The sequence below is a fragment of the Xanthomonas fragariae genome, assembly GCF_900183975.1.
In the GTDB taxonomy this organism is placed as follows: Bacteria; Pseudomonadota; Gammaproteobacteria; order Xanthomonadales; family Xanthomonadaceae; genus Xanthomonas; species Xanthomonas fragariae.
In genome coordinates this window covers 3,370,043-3,387,958 of record NZ_LT853882.1, presented here as the reverse complement: position 1 = coordinate 3,387,958, position 17,916 = coordinate 3,370,043, and the positions used below count along the sequence as shown (strand labels likewise).

Here is a 17,916-nt window from a genome sequence, read left to right as displayed (position 1 = left end):
TGCGACGTCCCCCCGCCCTGAGTAGCGGCCGGGTTTAGAGTCCGGGCCTGATGATATCGGTGTTTGTCAGATGTTGGGCATAAGCGGCCGGCGTCATGCCGCCGATTGCTTTCTTGGGTCGGTCCTCGTTGTATTCGCGTCGCCAGCGTTCGATCTCGGTGCGCGCGTGCAGCAGTGTTGGGAACCAGTGCTCGTTGAGGCATTCGTCGCGTAGTCGGCCGTTGAACGATTCGACGTAGGCGTTCTGGTTCGGTTTGCCCGGCTGGATGAGCCGTAGCTGCACACCACGGGCGTGCGCCCAGGCGACCATCGCCCTGCCGCAAAACTCCTTGCTGTTGTGCCCCGAGGGCAGGCTTCGCGCTCGGTGCGGATCACCTGCGGCAGGCCACGGCTGTGTGCCAGTCGGTCCAGCACGCGCGCAACGCCGTGTCCCGAGATCGCGCGCTCCACGTCGATGGCGACCGCTTCGTGGGTTGCGTCGTCCACGATCACCAGACACTTGATCACCCGGCCTTCGGCGGTGCGGTCGAACACGAAGTCCATCGACCACACCTGGTTGGCCTGCGATGGCCGCAACAATGGTTGGCGCTCGCCCACCGGCACCTTCTTGCGCCTGCGGCGCCGGACCTGCAACTGCTGTTCGCGGTACAACCGCTCCACACGCTTGTAGTTCACGACGCGTCCTTCCTGTCGCAGTTTGAGATAGATCATCCCCACGCCATAGCGGCGATGGCGATGCGCCAGCGCAAGAATGCGCTCGCGTAGCTCAACGTTGCGGTCTTCGCGCGGGCAGTAGCGCAGCGCACTGGCGCTCATGCCGATCGCCGCCAAGGCGCGACGCTCGCTGGCACCGCACCCGATCCACTCGCGCACCAGCGCACGACGCGCGGGTGCGCTCACCACTTTTTTCGCAGCGCATCCTTGATCAGGTCGTTCTCGAACAGCTGCTCGGCCAGCAACTTCTTCAGCCGCGCGTTTTCGGACTCAAGGTCCTTGAGTCGCTTGGCATCGGGCACGCTCATTCCGCCGAACTTGCTGCGCCACAGGGAGTACGAGGCCTCACTGAAGCCATGGCGCCAGCACAGGTCTTTGATCGCCACGCCTGCTTCGGCTTCGCGCAGGAAGCCAATGATCTGCTCTTCGGTAAAGCGCTTCTTCACGTCCAATCTCCTCGGGGTAGGGAATTGGACTCCAAACTGAGGCGCTACTCAAAATCGGGGGGACGTCGCTCGGCAGCGTCTCTCCGTACTTACATGCGGTGATGCAATTGGCTTACAACCTGCGCCTTCGTGGGGTTGAGGTCACCGAACTCACTGACGCACATGCTGACGAGGTCGGGATCCGGAGCAACCGGCGCAAAGGTTCTCGGGACAACATCACCACGTGGAATGACGAATTGAGGGAGGCTTGGCAGTGGCTGGTCGGCTATCGGAAAGAGGCAATGTCGGCGCGCGGCCGCCCCGTGGAGCTGAAGCCCGAGAAGCGCCGCCTTTTGGTCAATCAGTCAGGTACACCCCTCAGCAAAGGGGCGCTGGACAGTGCATGGCAGCGGATGATGCAGATGGCGATTCGAGAGAAGGTAATCAGGGAAGACCAGCGCTTCTCGCTGCATGGTCTCAAACATCGCGGCATCACTGATACGGTCGGGACCCGTGCAGACAAGCAAGATGCCGCTGGGCACAAGTCGCCTCAAATGACTCAGCGTTACGACCAGCAGGTGCCTGTCGTAAGCCCGCCAAAAAAACAGTGACAACCGCGCTGCAGTGGCCGAACTGGTGGCTGCAGCGCGACCCTGTAGGGGGCCGTGGAACAACGACATTCTGGTTTATTTTTCCAATCATTTTTCCAATCGCACAAAAAAGGCACCTTCGGTGCCATCTAAGTTCCTGATTTGATTGGTGGGCCGTGATGGATTCGAACCATCGACCAAAAGATTAAAAGTCTTCTGCTCTACCAACTGAGCTAACGGCCCACTGCCCCGACATTGCGTCGGGGTCCGCATTCTACCCTACACGGGCGTCAAGACGAAATGGCGTAATGCGTGGGGTCCGGGACGCCGGCGTCGGCGAAGCCGGCGGCGCGTAGGCGACAGGCGTCGCAGTGGCCGCAGGCGCGTCCGTTGGCGTCGGCGCGGTAGCAGGAGACGGTCAGGCCGAAGTCCACGCCCAGGCGCACTCCTTCGCGGACGATGTCGGCCTTGCTGAGGAACTGCAGTGGCGCATGCACGCGCAGTCCGGCGCCTTCCACGCCTGCTTTGGTGGCCAGGTTGGCAAGTACTTCGAATGCGCGCACGAACTCTGGCCGGCAGTCGGGGTAGCCGGAATAGTCGACCGCATTGACGCCACAGAACAGGTCGTTGGCACCGATCACCTCGGCCCAACCGAGCGCCAGCGACAACATGATGGTGTTGCGCGCGGGCACATAGGTGACCGGAATGCCGTCGCCGCCGGCCTCTGGTACTTCGATATCGTCGGTCAACGCCGAGCCGCCGATGCTGCGCAGGTCCACATCCAGCACCTTGTGTGTAATGACGCCTTGCGCGGCAGCGACGCGTGCGGCTGCGTCCAGTTCGGAGGTGTGGCGCTGGCCGTAGCGCAGGCTCAAGGCGTACACGGCAAAGCCTTGCTCCTGCGCGAGCGCGATGACGGCGGCGGAGTCCATGCCACCGGACAACAGAACAACGGCTTTTTTCATGACGGATCAGCGATGACAGCGGAATAGGTAGAAAGGCTATCAGGGACGGAGATGGAGGGCGATAAGCTAGCCAGCCGCTGGACGTAAAAAGTGGCCTTGCCAACGGATGCGCGCATGCTTGGTTTCGCGTGTTGGTTAAGGCGCAAAGCGGGAATGGGCTCTTGTTTTCGCCAACGCTGATGCTGATCCACGAGCGTGATAAGGCATGCGCTAGTTGTGTGCGACGAGCGCGTCTTAGCTGCAGCATTGCGCATTCGCCGTGCACTCACGGCACGCCCCATGGCATGCGTCGCGGCTAATACTTTGGGGGCTAGGCCGATACTACTGACTCTTGTCGTGTGCAAAAGGTCTGCAAAGGCATCCACCCGCATGTGAGATTTGCAAGACCACGTTCATGTACGTCGATTTATTGCGCGGTCAAACTTCAGGGCCATGACGTAATGGCCGAGCATCAGGAAGACGCAGCGAAGTCGTGCATTTACGAAGCTCTGTTAAGGGCAACGCCGGATCTTTGTATGTGTTCGATACCCAACACCGTTTCGTCTACGCTAATCAGGCGTTGTTGACGATGTGGGGCATGCGCTGTGAAGACGCCTGCGGCAAGACGTGTCTGGAGCTCGGCAACGAGTCCTGGCATGTGGCCATGCATGATGAAGAGATCGAATGTGTGATCGCGACGGGTAAGCCAGTGCGTGGGGAGGTGCCGTTTCTATGTACGACCAAGGGTCTGCCTGTCACAACTACATCTTCCTCCTCCTCGTATTTGAGCCCGATGGCAAGCTCGAAGTGATCGCCGGCGCCACGCGTGATATCACCGAGCACAGACAGCAGAGCAGCATCTGCAGTTGCTGATCAACGAGCTCAACCACAGGGTCAAGAATTCGCTGGTCATGGTGCAGTCGTTGGCGCGTTAGTTTTTTACCAATGCCACCAGCCTTGCGGCTGCGCGTTTGCTCCTGCAGTCGCGGACGCACGACAGGCTGATCCGGGAGAACCGGGTCAGCGCTGATATCTTGGGGCTGACCTGCGATGTCTCAGCGCTCAATGCATCATCGCGTACGTCATCGTGACATTGGCGACTGTGCAACGGACATGGTGAGCCAGCCCGAAGACCGCATCTACGCCACGATGCGCCTTCATGCCGAAATACCAATGCTTATCGAGCCATCAATCCATCGCGTGCAACAAGCGTGGCGCAACTGTCGTGCTCTTGCGCTCAGCCTTCCAGCGCAGCAAGCACCTCGGCATGGAGCTGCTCGGCGCCGCTCTCGCTGTTGAAGCGTGCAAAGACTTCGGCGCCGGAGATCAGTCCAACCCGGACCGAGTGGCAGTACGACCCGAAGCTTTCGCCTGCGTTGAATGGATCGCTGATGACGGAAATATGGTTGAGGCGGACCTGGGTGGTGCCGAACTTGATGAACATCTGCAATCTCCTGTGTGAGCGCTGAGTTTCCCACTTTGTCGGGCGGCGCAGTAGCGTTGTGGCGATACGGGTGTACAGGAACGACAAGGACACCAATCACCGCGTCGCCGACGCGATTCTGCGTCGGCTCGGACCATTGGCAATGCAGCCACGCACGAGTGCCGGCACAGCGCGTGGCATCGAGTGCGTTCGGCTCGCGTCGCCATGGACCCAGCACGTACACTGCCGTCCCCTGATGCTGAGCTTGCGCGATGTCCGATCCGATCCGTCTCGATAAATGCGTTGCCGCCGCGTTTGGCTGCTCGCGTGGCGAGGCCCGGCAGTACATCGAGGGTGGCTGGGTTAGTGTAAACGGGGTGGTAGTCGAAGAGCCGCAGGCCTTGGCGACCATAGCGCAGGTAACCCTGGCCCCGAACGCAGTGCTTGAGCATGCCAAACCTGCCACGTTGCTGCTGCACAAAGCTGCCGGCATGTCGACCGAGGTGGCGTTGGCATTGGTGACCCCGGTGACCCGTAGCGCGTTGGACCAGTCCGACATGCGCGTGTTGAAACAGCACTTTCTGCGCCTCAACGCGCCGCTGCCGCTGGAGGATGAGGCAAGCGGCTTGCTGGTACTGAGCCAGGATGGTCGCGTGCTGCGCAGGCTGAGCGCCGATGCCAGTTCCATCGAGCAGGAATTCCTGGTGGAAGTGCGCGGCGAACTGGGCCCGTACGGCATGGCGCGGCTGGCGCATGGCCTAATCTATCAACAGCGCAGTCTGTCGCCGTGCAAGGTGAGCTGGCAAAACGAAGAGCGGCTGCGATTTGCGATCAAGCACGTGCAGCCAGGCCAGCTCCGCTACATGTGCGGTGAAGTGGGGCTGGAGGTGGTGAGCGTTCGTCGGCTACGCATAGGCGGGGTGTCGCTAGGCAAGCTGGCGATCGGCCAATGGCGCTACCTGCCGACAGGCCAACGTTTTTGATTGTGGCGCTGGATCGGGTACAAAAGCAGTGAGCACGCCGTGGCATGCCGACGATGCAGATGCTTCGGATGTAGCGAGCAATCGTGATCTCGATACAGCGCTCTCCGCTGTTGGATGAGCCCGTTCAGTCACTGTGCTCACGCTGCGCCGATTCAGTAAAGAGCAGCGCTCATGAGTGGACCAACGCATCACTGATCTGCATTGCACCGCCACTGCGTATGGAGCGAGATGAGTCGCGCGTGCGATGCCGAATCGATTACTTTTTGTTGCGTTTTTTCTTCGCGCGCGTCACCAGCCAGAGCACAACGGCAATCACACCGATGACCAAAATGATGAAGGCCGACGATAGAAACGAATTGTCTCCCATAAAGTTCTCCTGAAGGTCTTCCGCAGCCGAGCGCTGCGCTCGCTTTAGCCTAGCGAGCGGCCTGCTTGATCGTGTGAAATACGCTGCATTCGTGCTCCGACGCGGTGCGTCTGCAGCAACGCAAGAGCGCTGCGTCACGGATGCAATGGCGTTTGCTCAGCAAGAGTCGGCTTGCTCCACGTCTTTTGATGGGGACACGATCGAACCATGCCGGTGGTGAGGCAATCGCGGGGTTTGTGAGTTTCCCGTCTGAAAATTGCCGTAACAGCTGCGTTTTAGGCATCGGTCAAGCAGGCTTTCTTAAGCTAATTTGGCGCATATGCAAAGAGGATGCGTCAGGCATCCACAACGACGCTGGATTGCAAAGATCGGCAAACAGGCAGGAGACCCTCGAAACATATGCTCGACTTTAGGGCCCTGATAGTGAGCGGTCGCCAGCGGGTCTTTTGCAAACATTGGTTGAATCTCGCGCGCTCAGAGACAGACGACACAAGTGTTGCAGACGCCACTAGATCGCGTGTCACTGGTGGCCTGAACCAGCCCGCAATTCAAGCCGCTGCTGATGCTCTGGGCGCGCACCACGGTCGAATCGGTCCTAGCATTTGGCATCTCGTACCGGGACTGTGGACTGCCGTCCAGTCGCCGCTTCCAGTATTACGCGACCGGGGTAGCAATCACCCGGTGCTTGGCCATCACGCTGCGGATTGCGGTCAGCAATTGTTCGGGAGTGTAGGGCTTTTCCAGGAAGGCCACGCCGTCGGGCAGGATCTCTTCCACATATTCGATCGCCAGACCGGAGGTCAGCAGCACCGGCAGGTTGTATGGCGCGTGCGCGGTTTTGACGGCCAGATCCACGCCGGTCAGACCACCCGGAAAGTGGATATCGGAGAACAACACATCGACGCGTGGGTCACTTTCGATCAAAGTCAACGCCTCTTCGACCGAACCGGCGCTGCGGCAAGTGAAACCGTAGCTTTCCAGCACAAGGCAGCTAAGTTGCCGGGTGCCGTCGCCATCTTCGACAACGAATACGACCGGCCGTTCCTTGATCTGCGACATGAGCACGTCTCGTAAGTCAAACCGCATCTTCAGCGATGCGGCAGTGAACCCTCCGTCAACGCAGACGGAGCCGTGTGATTACCAGCCGAACGGACCCGAACCATAACCGCAGTGCGCGTAGCGCGGGCCGAATATTGAGCCTTCGCCACGTCCGACACTGATGCTGACACCGATCTGGTGCGCCTTTCCATCGTCGCTGTAATAGGTCTTGCAGGAGTTCAGATTGACCGCCTGCCAGTTGCTGTTGCCAAGGCGGTTTGAGTATCCCATGCCGGTTTCGACCGCGCCGTGCAGCTTGCCCTGACATTGCTCGGCGCGCTCGGCGGCGATGGACGCAGCGCTAGGGCGTGCCAATGCAGGCTTGGGTCCGCTCTTGTCACCGTAGAAGGTGCCTGGCGGGTCGGTGCTGTATTCGGGGTCGGAGCGGTACTGCACCGGCGCTTGCGGAACGCTCAGGTCCAGCGAGCGCGGCGTCACCGGCTCGGCGCTGCGATCACCGGCTTGGGCGAGGGCGCTGCCGGCGGCGAACAGAGTGACCAAGAAAATCAGGCTGCGTTTCATCGGTTGGACTCTACTAAGAGGGCCTGGCAGCGCGTGCCAGCTCGCAGAGTGAAGCTAGCAACGGCTGATTGAATGCGCGCTGTCGATCCTGCGGAATTTTATGCCAGCGTTGGCACTGCGCTGACACACGCGGTTGCATTAGCCTTGCTCGCGGACGATCTCGATCAGCTGCGCACCATAGCGGGCCAGTTTGCCGCCACCGATACCGCCCACGCGCGACAGCGCATCGATGCTGGTCGGCCGTTGTTCGGCGATGTTGCGCAGGGTGCTGTCGTGGAAAATCACGAACGCCGGTACGTTCTGTTCCTTAGCAAGTTTCGCGCGCAGGCCGCGCAAGGCATTGAACAGCACCAGATCCTGCTGCTGCACCGGTAGGCCGGTACGTTGCACGCCTCGATCGCGCTCGCGGCCGGCGGCCGGGTTCTCGCGTCGCATCATCACCTGGCGCTCGCCCTTGAGCACCTGACGGCTGGCATCGGTGAGTCGCAGGCCGCCGTAACCTTCGCTATCGACCTCCAACAGGCTGGCTGCCACCAATTGGCGGAACACCCCGCGCCAGGTGCGCTCGTCCAGATCGCGGCCGATGCCGTAGGTGCTCAGCTGGTCGTGGCCGGCCTGTTTGATGCGCTCGTTTTCGCTACCGCGCAGGATGTCGATCAAATGGCCGACGCCGAAGCGCTGGCCGCTGCGATACACGCAACTGAGCGCCTTTTGCGAGGCGAGAGTGGCATCCCATGCCGCTGCTGGGGTCAGGCAGTTGTCGCAATTGCCGCAGGGCTTGGGATAGCTCTCGCCGAATCCGGCCAGCAGTACCTGGCGGCGGCATTGCATCGATTCGCAGTAGCCGAGCAGGTGATCGAGCTTGGCGCGCTCCAGGCGCTTGCGTTCCTCGGCGGCCTCGCCTTGTTCGATCATCTGCTTGAGCAGCACCACATCGCCCAGGCCGTAGCAGAGCCAGGCCTCGGCCGGGTCGCCATCGCGACCAGCGCGGCCGGTTTCCTGGTAGTAGCCTTCCAGCGATTTAGGCAGATCCACATGCGCCACGAAGCGCACGTCCGGCTTGTCGATGCCCATGCCGAAGGCGACGGTAGCGGCCATGATGATGCCGTCTTCGCGCAGGAAACGACGCTGGTTTTCTGCACGCATCTCGGCCGGCAAGCCGGCGTGATAGGGCAGGGCATTGAAGCCTTGCGCGCACAGCTGCTGCGCGGTTTCTTCGACCTTGCGCCGCGACATGGCATAGACGATGCCGGCCGAGCCGCGGTAGCGGCCCAGAAATTCCCGCAGCTGTTTGCGCGCGTTGTCCTTTTGCACCACGGTGTAGCGGATGTTGGGGCGGTCGAACGAGCTGACGAAGTGGCGCGCGTCGACCAGATCCAGCCGCTCGGCGATTTCGCGCTGGGTTGGCGGATCGGCGGTTGCGGTCAGCGCCATGCGCGGGATATGCGGCCAGCGCTCGTGCAGCACGGTGAGCTGGCGATATTCCGGGCGAAAGTCGTGGCCCCACTGCGAGACGCAATGCGCCTCATCGATGGCGAACAGTGCGATGGGGCTACGTTCAAGTAACGACAGAAAGCGCTGGGTCAGCAGCCGCTCCGGCGCGACGTAGAGCAGGTCCAGATCGCCGGACAGCAAAGCGCGTTCGACGCGCTGCGCGTTCTCGGCATCCAGCGTGGAATTGAGGAATTCGGCGCGTACGCCCAGTTGGCGCAGCGCCTCTACCTGATCCTGCATCAGTGCGATCAGCGGCGAGACCACGATGCCGATGCCGTCGCGCAGCAGCGCAGGCACTTGGTAGCACAGCGATTTACCGCCACCGGTGGGCATCAGAACCAGGGCGTCGTTACCAGCAGCGACGTGCTCGACAATGGCCTGCTGGGGGCCGCGGAAGTCGTCGTAACCGAAGACGCGGCTGAGCAGTTCGTGGGCGGGGGAAGACATCCGCCTAGGATACCGCGCGGGTCGGGTCCTGGTCGGCGGCGTTGTGTGCTGGCGCGTCAGTGATTGCCGTGATGCGGCGGGTTGGGGGATTAGGGTGCGCGTCAAGCGTTGTGTGATTGAAGAGCACGAGGCGTCGCCCGTACCCTCATCCCAATCCGGCGGCGCAGCTGGTGGCGGTGCGCTTTTACCCGGCCCTGGGCGCCCTTTACCAGCTGCTAAGTGCATAAGGTCATGAGGCAAAGCGGGCAAGGTCGCCATTGTGGCGGCCAAGCGCAACCAGATGGTCATTCTCAACGCCAAGCTGCGCGATCAACTGGCGGCCAGCGCCGCCAGTTGATCAAGACAGTGGCTCTCCCAATGAAGGTGACCGAGGGCCGGAGCGGGAGAGTGGCCGCCCGGCGGCTGAAAGCCATTGCTGATCAGAAAACGTTTGCGCTGATCAGTACCCGAGATGGCCGCGCGCTACCAAAAGCGGCGCTTTACTGCAGCAAGGAGCGCAGCATCCACGCGTACTTTTCGTGGGTTTGCAGGCGCTGGGTCAGCAGGTCTACGGTCGGGTCGTCGCCGGCGTCGTCGGCGGTGCCCAGCACCTTGCGTGCGGTGCGGCATACCGCTTCGTTGCCGCTGACCAGCTGGCGCACCATTTCACGCCAGTCGGCGCTGTCGCTCTGGCCCGGCTCTTCGGTGATCGAGGTCAGTGCGACGAATTCGCGGTACGAGCCCGGTGCGTTATAGCCCAGAGCGCGGATGCGCTCTGCCACTTCGTCCAGCGCGGCCCACTGCTCGGTGTACTGGGTCTCAAACATGGTGTGCAGCGAGTTGAACATCGACCCGGTGACGTTCCAATGGAAGTTGTGTGTTTTCAGATACAACGTAAAGGCGTCAGCCATGTAGCGGGCCAGACCGTCGGAGATCTGCTTGCGATCGCTGTCCTTGATCCCGATATCGATATGTGGCGCCGACGCAGCAGCAACCGGCAGCGCGTCCAATGCTTCATTGATGACGACGGGCTTGTTGGCGTTCTTTTTCTTGGACATAGGGATGATTCTCCTGAGGGAACTGATGTGGCGTCACAATAGACAACCTAAAGGATCACCTGTCATTCAATCTTTCACATTTTTCAATCAATGAGCGCTATCGACACCGACCTTGCAAACACCTTGCGTGAGCGCCGCCGTGCCGTCGATGGCGCGATGAGCCGTGACCGCGGCCGGTTGCTCGGTTTATGGTCGCGCTGGCAGGGCAAGCCCGGCAACCCGCAGGTGCGCGAAGCCTTCGAGCAGGCGCTGGCGGCATCGCAGGCGCAGCGCCAGGCGCGTGCCGAGCAGCAGCCTGACATCGCGCTGGACATGCAGCTACCGATCGCGCGCGAGGCCGAGCGCATCATCGCGCTGATCCGTGACCATCAAGTGGTGGTTATTGCCGGCGAAACCGGCTCGGGCAAGACCACTCAGCTGCCCAAGCTGTGCCTGGCGGCCGGGCGCGGTGCGGCCGGCATGATCGGTTGCACCCAGCCGCGCCGGATCGCCGCGCGTGCGGTGGCTGCGCGGGTTGCCGACGAGTTGAAGACGCCGTTGGGTACGACGGTCGGCTTCCAGGTGCGCTTCACCGACCGGGTGAGCGAGCAGTCGCGGATCAAGTTCATGACCGACGGCATCCTGCTGGCCGAGATCGCCAGCGACCGCTGGCTTTCAGCTTACGACACCATCATCGTGGACGAGGCGCACGAGCGCAGCCTCAACATTGATTTCCTGTTGGGCTATCTCAAGCAGCTGCTGCAAAAGCGCTCCGATCTCAAGCTGATCGTAACCTCGGCCACCATCGATACCGAGCGCTTTGCGCAGCATTTCGACAACGCGCCGGTGATCAATGTGGAAGGCCGCACCTTCCCGGTCGAAGTACGCTACCGCCCGCTCGAAGGCGAGGTGGGCGATAGCGGCGATGGCGAGCAGAGCAACGGCCGCGATGGCGAGCGCACTGTCAACGATGCGATCGTGGCGGCGATCGACGAAATCACCCGCATCGACCCGCGCGGCGATGTGCTGATGTTCTTGCCGGGCGAGCGTGAGATTCGCGATGCACACCAGTCGCTGGAACGGCGCAAATACCGCGAAACCGAAGTGGTGCCGCTGTACGCGCGGCTGTCGGCGGCCGATCAGGATCGGGTGTTCAACCCGGGCCCGCGTCGGCGCCTGGTGCTGGCCACCAACGTTGCCGAGACCTCGCTGACGGTGCCGCGCATCCGCTATGTGGTGGATCCCGGTTTTGCGCGCATCAAACGTTACAGCCCGCGCCAGAAGCTGGACCGTCTACATATCGAGCCGATCTCGCAGGCCAGCGCCAATCAGCGCATGGGTCGCTGCGGACGTATTTCCGAGGGCATCTGCTACCGCCTATATGCCGAAGCGGACTTTGCCGCGCGGCCGGCGTTTACCGACCCGGAAATCCGGCGGGCATCGTTGTCGGGCGTGATCCTGCGCATGCTGCAGTTGGGCCTGGGGCGGATCGAGGATTTCCCATTCCTGGAAGCGCCCGACGAGCGTGCGGTCGCCGATGGCTGGCAGCAATTGTTGGAACTGGGTGCGATCGATGCCGAACGACGCTTGACTGCGATTGGCCGCCAGATGGCGCGCCTGCCGGTGGACGTCAAGCTGGCACGCATGCTGGTGGCCGCGCAGCAACATGGCTGCCTGCGCGAGATGATCGTCATCGCCGCGTTCCTGGGCATCAAGGATCCGCGCGAGCGCCCGCCCGAGGCACGCGAGGTCGCCGACAACGCACATGCGCTGTTTGCCGATGCGCGCTCGGAATTCGTTGGCATCCTGCGTTTGTGGGAGGCGTACCGACAGGTGCACGAAGATCTCACCCAGTCCAAGTTGCGTGAGTGGTGCAATCGGCATTTTCTGGGCTTTTTGCGCATGCGTGAGTGGCGAGAGCTGCATCGGCAGTTGCGGCTGCTATGCGAGGAGCTCGGTTGGAGCGAAGAGCCGGCCAATGTGATGTTGGCGCCGTTGCTGGCCGGTGCCAACGCGCCGGCGCGCGAGGACGGCCACAACGCCAACCGGCCGACGCGCGGGCAGCTGCATCGCGCCGCACGTCTGGCGCGCGAAGGCAAGCCGGATCCGAGTGCGCCGCCCGTGCAACAGGCGGTGGCGGCTGCGAACAAGCAGGCCGAGGCCGCCGACGTGTCGGCACGCACGAGCGAGCGCGAACGCGCCGCCGCGTATCAGGCATTGCATCGCGCGCTGTTGGCGGGTTTGCCCACGCAGATCGGCCATCGCAGCGAGAAGGGCGATTTTTTGGCAGCGCGGCAACGCCGGTTCGTGCCATTCCCCGGCTCTGCATTGGCACGTAAACCGCCGCCGTGGATGCTGGCCGCCACGCTGCTGGATACGCAAAAAGTGTGGGGCATGACCAATGCGGCAATCGAGCCGGATTGGGCGATCGCTGAGTTGCCGCATCTGCTCGCGCGCAAGCACTTCGACCCGCATTGGTCGCGTGCGCAGGGGCAGGTGCTGGCGTCCGAGCAGATCAGTCTGTTCGGGCTGGTGCTGGCGCCGAAAAAGCCGGTGCATTTCGGCAAGATTGACCCGGCTGCTGCGCATGACTTGTTCGTGCGGCAGGGCCTGATGACCGGGGAAATCAATACGCACGCAGCGTTTATCGCTGACAACCTCAAGGTGCTGGAGCAGGCACGTGAGGAAGAAGCCAAGTTGCGTCGCGCCGGCATCGTCGCCGATGAGGGCTGGCAGGCGCGCTGGTATCTGGATCGCATTCCGGCCGAACTGCACTCGGCCAGCGGCCTGGATGCGTGGTGGAAGACATTGCCGCCGGACAAGCGCCGCAGCCTGCATTGGTCATTGAACGATCTGCTGCCGGGCGAAGGCAGCGAGGCAGATCGCTTTCCGAAGTATTTCCCGCTTGGCGATGCGCGGCTGCCGCTGCATTACCGCTTCGAGCCGGGCGCCATCGATGATGGCGTCACCCTGGATGTGCCGCTGCACCTGCTCAATGCGCTGGATCCGGCACGCTTGTCGTGGCTTGCGCCGGGTTTCGTTGCTGATAAGGCATCGGCATTGATCCGCAGCCTGCCCAAGGCGCAGCGTCGCAATTATGTGCCGGCGCCGGATTTCGGCCGTGCGTTCTATGAGGCCTACAGCATCGCCTCTGCCGACGATATCCGCGGCGAGCTGGCACGCTTTCTGACCAGGGCCACCGGCACCCAGGTGGCGGCGCTGGACTTCGACGAAGAATCGCTGGACACGCACTTGCTGATGAACCTGCGCCTGCGCGATGACGACGGCAAGGTGCTGGCCGAATCGCGCGATCTGGACGGGCTTCGCGCGCGCTTCGGCGCGCGTGCCGCTCAGGCGTTTGCCGCGCGTGCCGGCCGTGCCTTGGCCGCTGAAGGCTTGCGTGATTTTCCGGCCACGCCGATCCCCGAGCAGGTGGCGGGCGAGGCCGGTGTGCCGGCGTATCCTGCACTGGTGGATCAGGGCAAAGATGCGGCGCTACGCATCTTTGCCGATCGCAATGAGGCGGCAAAGGCGCATCCACACGGCGTGCGCCGGCTGCTGGAAATCGCGCTGGCCGACAAGATCAAGCAGGCACGCAAGCAATTGCCGGTGTCGCCCAAGACCGGGCTGCTGTATGCGGCAATCGAATCGCACGAACGCCTGCGTGGCGATCTGGTCGATGCCGCCCTCAATGCGGTATTGGCTGAGGGCTTGGGCGCCATCCGCGAACCGGGCGCCTTTGCGCAACGCCGCAACGATGCGATTAAGCGCCTGTTCGGCGAGGCGATGGAACGGCTGAAGCTGGCCGAAAGCATTCTCGGTGAGGTCGCCGAACTCAAGCCGCTGCTGGAGGCGCCGTTGATGGGCTGGGCGCGCGGCAATCTGGACGATATGGAGCAGCAGTTGCGCGCGCTGGTGCACGCCGGCTTCCTGCGCGAGACACCTGCCGAGGCGCTGGCCAATTATCCGCGTTACCTCAAGGCGATGATCGTGCGCACCGAGCGGGCCAAGCGCGATCCGGTCCGCGACCAGGTGCGCATGCTCGAACTCAAGCCGTTCGTGGATGCATTGGACGACGCAGCCGCGCGCGGCTTGCAGCAACGTGAGGAATGGCAAGCGCTGCGTTGGGGTCTGGAAGAGCTGCGCGTGTCGGTCTTCGCGCAGGAACTGGGTGCGAAGTCGGGCGTGTCTGCGAAGAAGTTGTCGCAGCGAGTGGCGGCGTTGCGGAGTTGAGCTGCGCGTGGTGATCTTTTGTTGCTTGCGATCGGTTTCTTGCTGCCGAAGTCGACGAAGCCGCGGTTCTTGACGATGATTTCCTGACAGCTGGCTTCTTTGGCCTGTTCGACCACGACCGCGGCCTCTTTGGCGACCTTGCCCTGCAGCCAGTCGTTTGCAGGCGTTGTCAACGTCGGCCGAAGCTGTTTATTCCTGGGTGTTTGCGGTGACCGACGGGGCGCGTTCGGGACGACGCGGGCGCCGGTAGATGAACTCCGGCGGAGTAGCTGCTGCCTCGCTTTCGGCGGTGGCGCGCACCTGTGCATGCACCGGTGAGCGTTCGCAGACAGGGTCTAACGTGGCGGCATCGCCGCTGAGCGCCAGGGCCTGGCAGCGGCAGCCGCCCCAGTCGATCTCGCGCTTGGGGCAGCCTTGGCACACGTCCGGCATCCATGCGGTGCCGCGGAAGCGCACGAAGGCCTCGCCGTTGTTCCAGATGTCGGCCAGCGAACGCTCGCGCAGGTTGTCGAAGCGCATGCCGTCGATGGTTTCTGCCGCATGGCAGGGCAGCACATCGCCGCGCGGGGAGATGTTGACGAAGCGCTGGCCCCAGCCGCCCATGCACGGCTTGGGCTGGCGGGCGTAGTAGTCGGGGGTGACGAAGTCGATCGCCAGGCGGTCGCCGAGCTCGCGCCGCGCGGCTTCCACCGCGGCAATCGTGGCCATCAGCTGCTCGCGGCTGGGCATCAGCGCGGCGCGATTGCGCAGGCCCCAGCCGTAGTACTGGGTATGCGCCACTTCGATGCGCTCGGCCTGCCATTCCAGCGCCAGCGCGATCATGCCGGGCACGCGCTCGGCGTTATGGCGATGCAGGACCGCATTGAGCGTCAGCGGCAGGCCACGCGCACGTACCGCGGCGGCGAACTCGCGCTTCTTCGCCAGACTGTTGCGATAGCCGGCGATGCGGTCGGCACCGGCCGGGTCGACGTCCTGCACGCTCAGCTGCACATGCTCCAGTCCTGCAGCCTGCAATTGATCAAGCATCGGCTCACCGCCGGCCACGCCGGAGGTGATCAGGTTGCTGTACAGCCCAAGCGCGCGTGCATGCGCCACCAGCTCGGGCAGGTCCTTGCGCAGCATCGGTTCGCCGCCGGAAAAATGCGCCTGCAGCACGCCCATGTCGGCAGCCTGCTGCAGCAGCGAGCACCAGCCGGCGGTATCCATTTCCTCGCGCAGCGCCGCCAATGCGATCGGGTTGGAGCAATACGGGCAGGCCAACGGGCAGCGATGGGTCAGCTCCAGCAGCACGGACAGCGGCGGCGGGGCGATGTTCATAGCCGCAGCAGATGCTTCTGATGCAGGGTGTTGGTGAGTTCGATTACATCAACCTCGATATCGGCCGCGTCGGCATCGAATTCGCCCGCCAGTTCCTGCGCGATCTGCGCCAGCGAGCGCGCGCCGTCGTAGCGCTGCGCCACCACCAGTGCGATCTCGTCCAGCTCGACCACCCGTTCCGGCGCCAGCAGCACCCATTGGTCGCGCGCGCGGTCGTGCTGCAGGCGCACGCCTGCGCGCAGGGCCGGCTGGCTGTCGCGGGTGATGCTGCTCACGCCGCGGCCCGGCTGGCGTCGCGGGCGGGCACGAACGCATCCGGCCACATGATGCCCGGGGCGACGTAGGCCACGTGCAATGCGTCCAGTTGCGCCCACAGCACCGAGCACTTGAAGTGCAGCGCGGCCTTGACCAGGTCTTGTTTCTCGACGGTATCGGCGTGTTGCTTGACGTAGTCCAGCGCAAAATCCGAATCACGGGGCGCTTCGGTCAGGCGATGCTCGAAATAGGCCAGCGCTTCGGGCGAAACGAAGTCGTAATGCTTGAGCATGCCAGCCACCCGCCGGCCGATGATGTTGGGGGCGAACAACTCGGTGAGCGAGGAGGCGATCGCTTCGAGCAGGCTTGTTTCGCGCACGAACTGCAGATAGGCCTGCACCGCAAACCGGGTGCCGGGCAGGAGCGCACGGCCGGATTCCACCAGTGCACGATCCAAGCCGAGCGCGTCGGTCAGGTGCAGCCAACGCGCAATGCCGCCATCGCCGGGGCTGTTGCCGTCGTGATCGAGGATGCGTTGCCGCCAGATCCGTCGCAACGCCGGGTCTTCCATGCGCGCCAGGATCGCGGCGTCCTTCAATGGAATGCAGCGCTGATATTCGAAGCGATTCAGCGCCCAGGCCTGGACCTGGCCGAGATCGAGCCTGCCTTCGTGCAATAGCGCGTGGAAGGGATGCTGGTCGTGATACAGGCGGGCGCCGATGGCACGCAGGTCCGCTTCCAGCTGGTCCGGGGTGAGCAGGGTGGTCACAGGGTGATCTCCAGGCCGTCGTGCGCGACGTCCCAGCCGCTGGCACGCGCGCTGGCGTACTCCGGCGAGTGGATGTCGAGCACGGGATTGGTGGTGTTGATATGGATGAAGATCTTGCGCGCCACCTCCAGCGGGGCAAACGCGGCAATGGTGCCGTCGGGGCCGTCGATGCTCATGTGGCCCATGCGCTGGCCGGTCTTCTGGCTGACGCCCAGTTGCACCATCTCGTCGTCACGCCACAGCGTGCCGTCGAAGAACACCAGTTCGGCGCCCTGCAGGCGCGCGCGCAAGGCATCGGTCATTGCCGCGCAGCCGGGAATGTAATGCACGCGGTGCTGGCCATCGTCGATGGTCAGCCCGAGTGTTTCTTCGTTGGAGCCGGCCAGGTCGCCACCGCTGCGCGATTCCATGAACAGCGGCACCTTGCCGGGCACCGAGAATGGCGTCAGTTGCAGACCCAGCAGCGACACCGGCGTGTCGAGCGCAAACGGCTGGCGCTGCACATACGTTGGATTGACCGCATCGAAAATGGGGTTCTGCGCCAGCAGGTCCAGCACGCGGCTGCTCGCATGTAGCGAAAACGTCTGGCTCTCGCGCATCGACAGCAACCCGGCGATATGGTCGATCTCGCCGCTGGTCAGCAGCACTGCTTCGATTGGCGAATGCCGCAGACCGTGTTGCGGCCACAGCACGGGCGTTGCGAGAATTTGTTGACGGAAATCGGGTGAGGCGTTGATCAGGACCCAACGCTGGCCATCGGCGCTGACGGCGATGCTGGCCTGGGTACGACGTTGGGCACCGCCCGCTTGTTGCCATGCCCGCCGACTGGCGGGGGTGTGGCAATTCCACTGCGGGTGCCCACCGCCGGCCGCCGATCCCAGAACGATGATGCGCATGGAGAACTGTTACCTATCTGCCGGCGATTGCCGGTCATGCATGCGGGAGGAAGGGCGGCAGGTACGCTCAGAATTCGCCGGAGACGTAGCAGTTGATCTCGGCGCCACAGTTGACTTCACGAACGACAGGCTTCTTCCAGGTCTTCATCGGCTACCTCGCAGTTGGTTGGAGTGACGTCGCCGCGGCAGGATGCAGCGACAACGCCACTGGAGGATAGGCAGGCGGTTTGGGCGAGTTGTAAAAAGCGCGTAAAAAGCCGATTGAGCGTGCCGATTGACCTGCGGCGCTGCACCAATCCGGGCGCGTAGCGGTTGCGAATCAAGACCTTGGCGGGTGAACCGACCATAAGCGCAAGCGTGCGGCATTGCGCCTATCGCGAGCCACTCGCGCGTTGTGGAGAAGGTGACGCGCACGTTACCGTA

The 17,916-nt window shown here is 63.0% G+C and carries 14 protein-coding genes, 1 tRNA gene and 3 pseudogenes; 4 read left to right on the top strand and 14 right to left on the bottom strand.

Going from position 1 to position 17,916, the window contains the following annotated elements; translation table 11 throughout:
• Positions 1 to 34: 34 nt before the first annotated feature.
• Positions 35 to 1,160: pseudogene (locus PD885_RS15800) on the bottom strand (IS3 family transposase).
• A 71-nt stretch (positions 1,161 to 1,231) separates the two neighbouring features.
• Between PD885_RS15800 and PD885_RS15795 the strand changes: the two are divergent.
• A pseudogene (locus tag PD885_RS15795) lies at positions 1,232 to 1,750 on the top strand (tyrosine-type recombinase/integrase); the annotation flags it as partial.
• Positions 1,751 to 1,896: 146 nt separating this feature from the next.
• Here the strand turns inward: PD885_RS15795 and PD885_RS15790 are convergent.
• Both PD885_RS15790 and queC read right to left on the bottom strand, forming a co-directional pair.
• Positions 1,897 to 1,972, bottom strand: a tRNA-Lys gene (locus PD885_RS15790).
• 47 nt (positions 1,973 to 2,019) lie between these two features.
• Entirely contained in the window at positions 2,020 to 2,694 is a 675-nt protein-coding gene (gene queC, locus PD885_RS15785) for a 7-cyano-7-deazaguanine synthase QueC (protein WP_002812092.1), read from the bottom strand.
• A 440-nt stretch (positions 2,695 to 3,134) separates the two neighbouring features.
• Between queC and PD885_RS15780 the strand changes: the two are divergent.
• Positions 3,135 to 3,734: pseudogene (locus PD885_RS15780) on the top strand (PAS domain-containing protein); the annotation flags it as partial.
• A gap of 176 nt (positions 3,735 to 3,910) precedes the next feature.
• Here PD885_RS15780 and PD885_RS15775 read toward each other — a convergent pair.
• Positions 3,911 to 4,117 (bottom strand): hypothetical protein, encoded by a 207-nt coding sequence (locus PD885_RS15775; RefSeq protein ID WP_002812086.1) that lies wholly within the window; start codon positions 4,115 to 4,117, stop codon positions 3,911 to 3,913.
• Between the two features lie 251 nt (positions 4,118 to 4,368).
• On the opposite strand from PD885_RS15775, the gene PD885_RS15770 reads away from it, so the two are divergent.
• Complete coding sequence (locus tag PD885_RS15770) at positions 4,369 to 5,079, top strand: rRNA pseudouridine synthase (protein WP_002812083.1); 711 nt, start codon at positions 4,369 to 4,371, stop codon at positions 5,077 to 5,079.
• Between the two features lie 1,021 nt (positions 5,080 to 6,100).
• Here PD885_RS15770 and PD885_RS15760 read toward each other — a convergent pair.
• The 4 genes from PD885_RS15760 to PD885_RS15745 form a co-directional block, all read right to left on the bottom strand.
• Positions 6,101 to 6,505, bottom strand: a complete 405-nt coding sequence (locus tag PD885_RS15760; RefSeq protein ID WP_088056985.1) for a response regulator — start codon at positions 6,503 to 6,505, stop codon at positions 6,101 to 6,103.
• Positions 6,506 to 6,583: 78 nt separating this feature from the next.
• Entirely contained in the window at positions 6,584 to 7,066 is a 483-nt protein-coding gene (locus PD885_RS15755) for a hypothetical protein (RefSeq protein ID WP_002812070.1), read from the bottom strand.
• Positions 7,067 to 7,204: 138 nt separating this feature from the next.
• Positions 7,205 to 9,007 carry a DNA helicase RecQ gene (gene recQ / locus PD885_RS15750; RefSeq protein ID WP_002812064.1) on the bottom strand — a complete coding sequence of 601 codons (1,803 nt, stop codon included), beginning with the start codon at positions 9,005 to 9,007 and terminating at the stop codon, positions 7,205 to 7,207.
• Positions 9,008 to 9,486: 479 nt separating this feature from the next.
• Entirely contained in the window at positions 9,487 to 10,044 is a 558-nt protein-coding gene (locus tag PD885_RS15745) for a Dps family protein (protein WP_002812063.1), read from the bottom strand.
• Positions 10,045 to 10,134: 90 nt separating this feature from the next.
• Here PD885_RS15745 and hrpA point away from each other — a divergent pair, with 90 nt between their 5' ends.
• A complete protein-coding gene (gene hrpA, locus PD885_RS15740) occupies positions 10,135 to 14,256 on the top strand; it encodes an ATP-dependent RNA helicase HrpA (protein WP_088056984.1) in 4,122 nt (1,373 codons plus the stop codon).
• Positions 14,257 to 14,445: 189 nt separating this feature from the next.
• On the opposite strand, the gene pqqE is transcribed toward hrpA, so the two are convergent.
• The 6 genes from pqqE to PD885_RS20990 all read right to left on the bottom strand — a co-directional run bounded on the left by pqqE (position 14,446) and on the right by PD885_RS20990 (position 17,840).
• Positions 14,446 to 15,573, bottom strand: coding sequence for a pyrroloquinoline quinone biosynthesis protein PqqE (pqqE, locus tag PD885_RS15730; protein ID WP_002812061.1), 1,128 nt, complete (start codon positions 15,571 to 15,573; stop codon positions 14,446 to 14,448).
• Entirely contained in the window at positions 15,570 to 15,848 is a 279-nt protein-coding gene (gene pqqD / locus PD885_RS15725; protein ID WP_002812060.1) for a pyrroloquinoline quinone biosynthesis peptide chaperone PqqD, read from the bottom strand. Before pqqD ends, pqqE begins: the two co-directional genes overlap by 4 nt.
• Positions 15,845 to 16,597, bottom strand: coding sequence for a pyrroloquinoline-quinone synthase PqqC (gene pqqC, locus PD885_RS15720; RefSeq protein ID WP_002812059.1), 753 nt, complete (start codon positions 16,595 to 16,597; stop codon positions 15,845 to 15,847). The genes pqqD and pqqC overlap by 4 nt, the downstream gene beginning before the upstream one ends.
• Positions 16,594 to 17,493 carry a pyrroloquinoline quinone biosynthesis protein PqqB gene (pqqB, locus tag PD885_RS15715; protein ID WP_002812058.1) on the bottom strand — a complete coding sequence of 300 codons (900 nt, stop codon included), beginning with the start codon at positions 17,491 to 17,493 and terminating at the stop codon, positions 16,594 to 16,596. The genes pqqC and pqqB overlap by 4 nt, the downstream gene beginning before the upstream one ends.
• A 67-nt stretch (positions 17,494 to 17,560) precedes the next feature.
• Complete coding sequence (pqqA, locus tag PD885_RS15710; protein WP_002812057.1) at positions 17,561 to 17,641, bottom strand: pyrroloquinoline quinone precursor peptide PqqA; 81 nt, start codon at positions 17,639 to 17,641, stop codon at positions 17,561 to 17,563.
• On the bottom strand, positions 17,610 to 17,840 hold the full coding sequence (locus PD885_RS20990; protein WP_145953993.1) for a hypothetical protein: 231 nt from the start codon (positions 17,838 to 17,840) through the stop codon (positions 17,610 to 17,612). The genes pqqA and PD885_RS20990 overlap by 32 nt, the downstream gene beginning before the upstream one ends.
• Between the last annotated feature and the right edge of the window lie 76 nt (positions 17,841 to 17,916).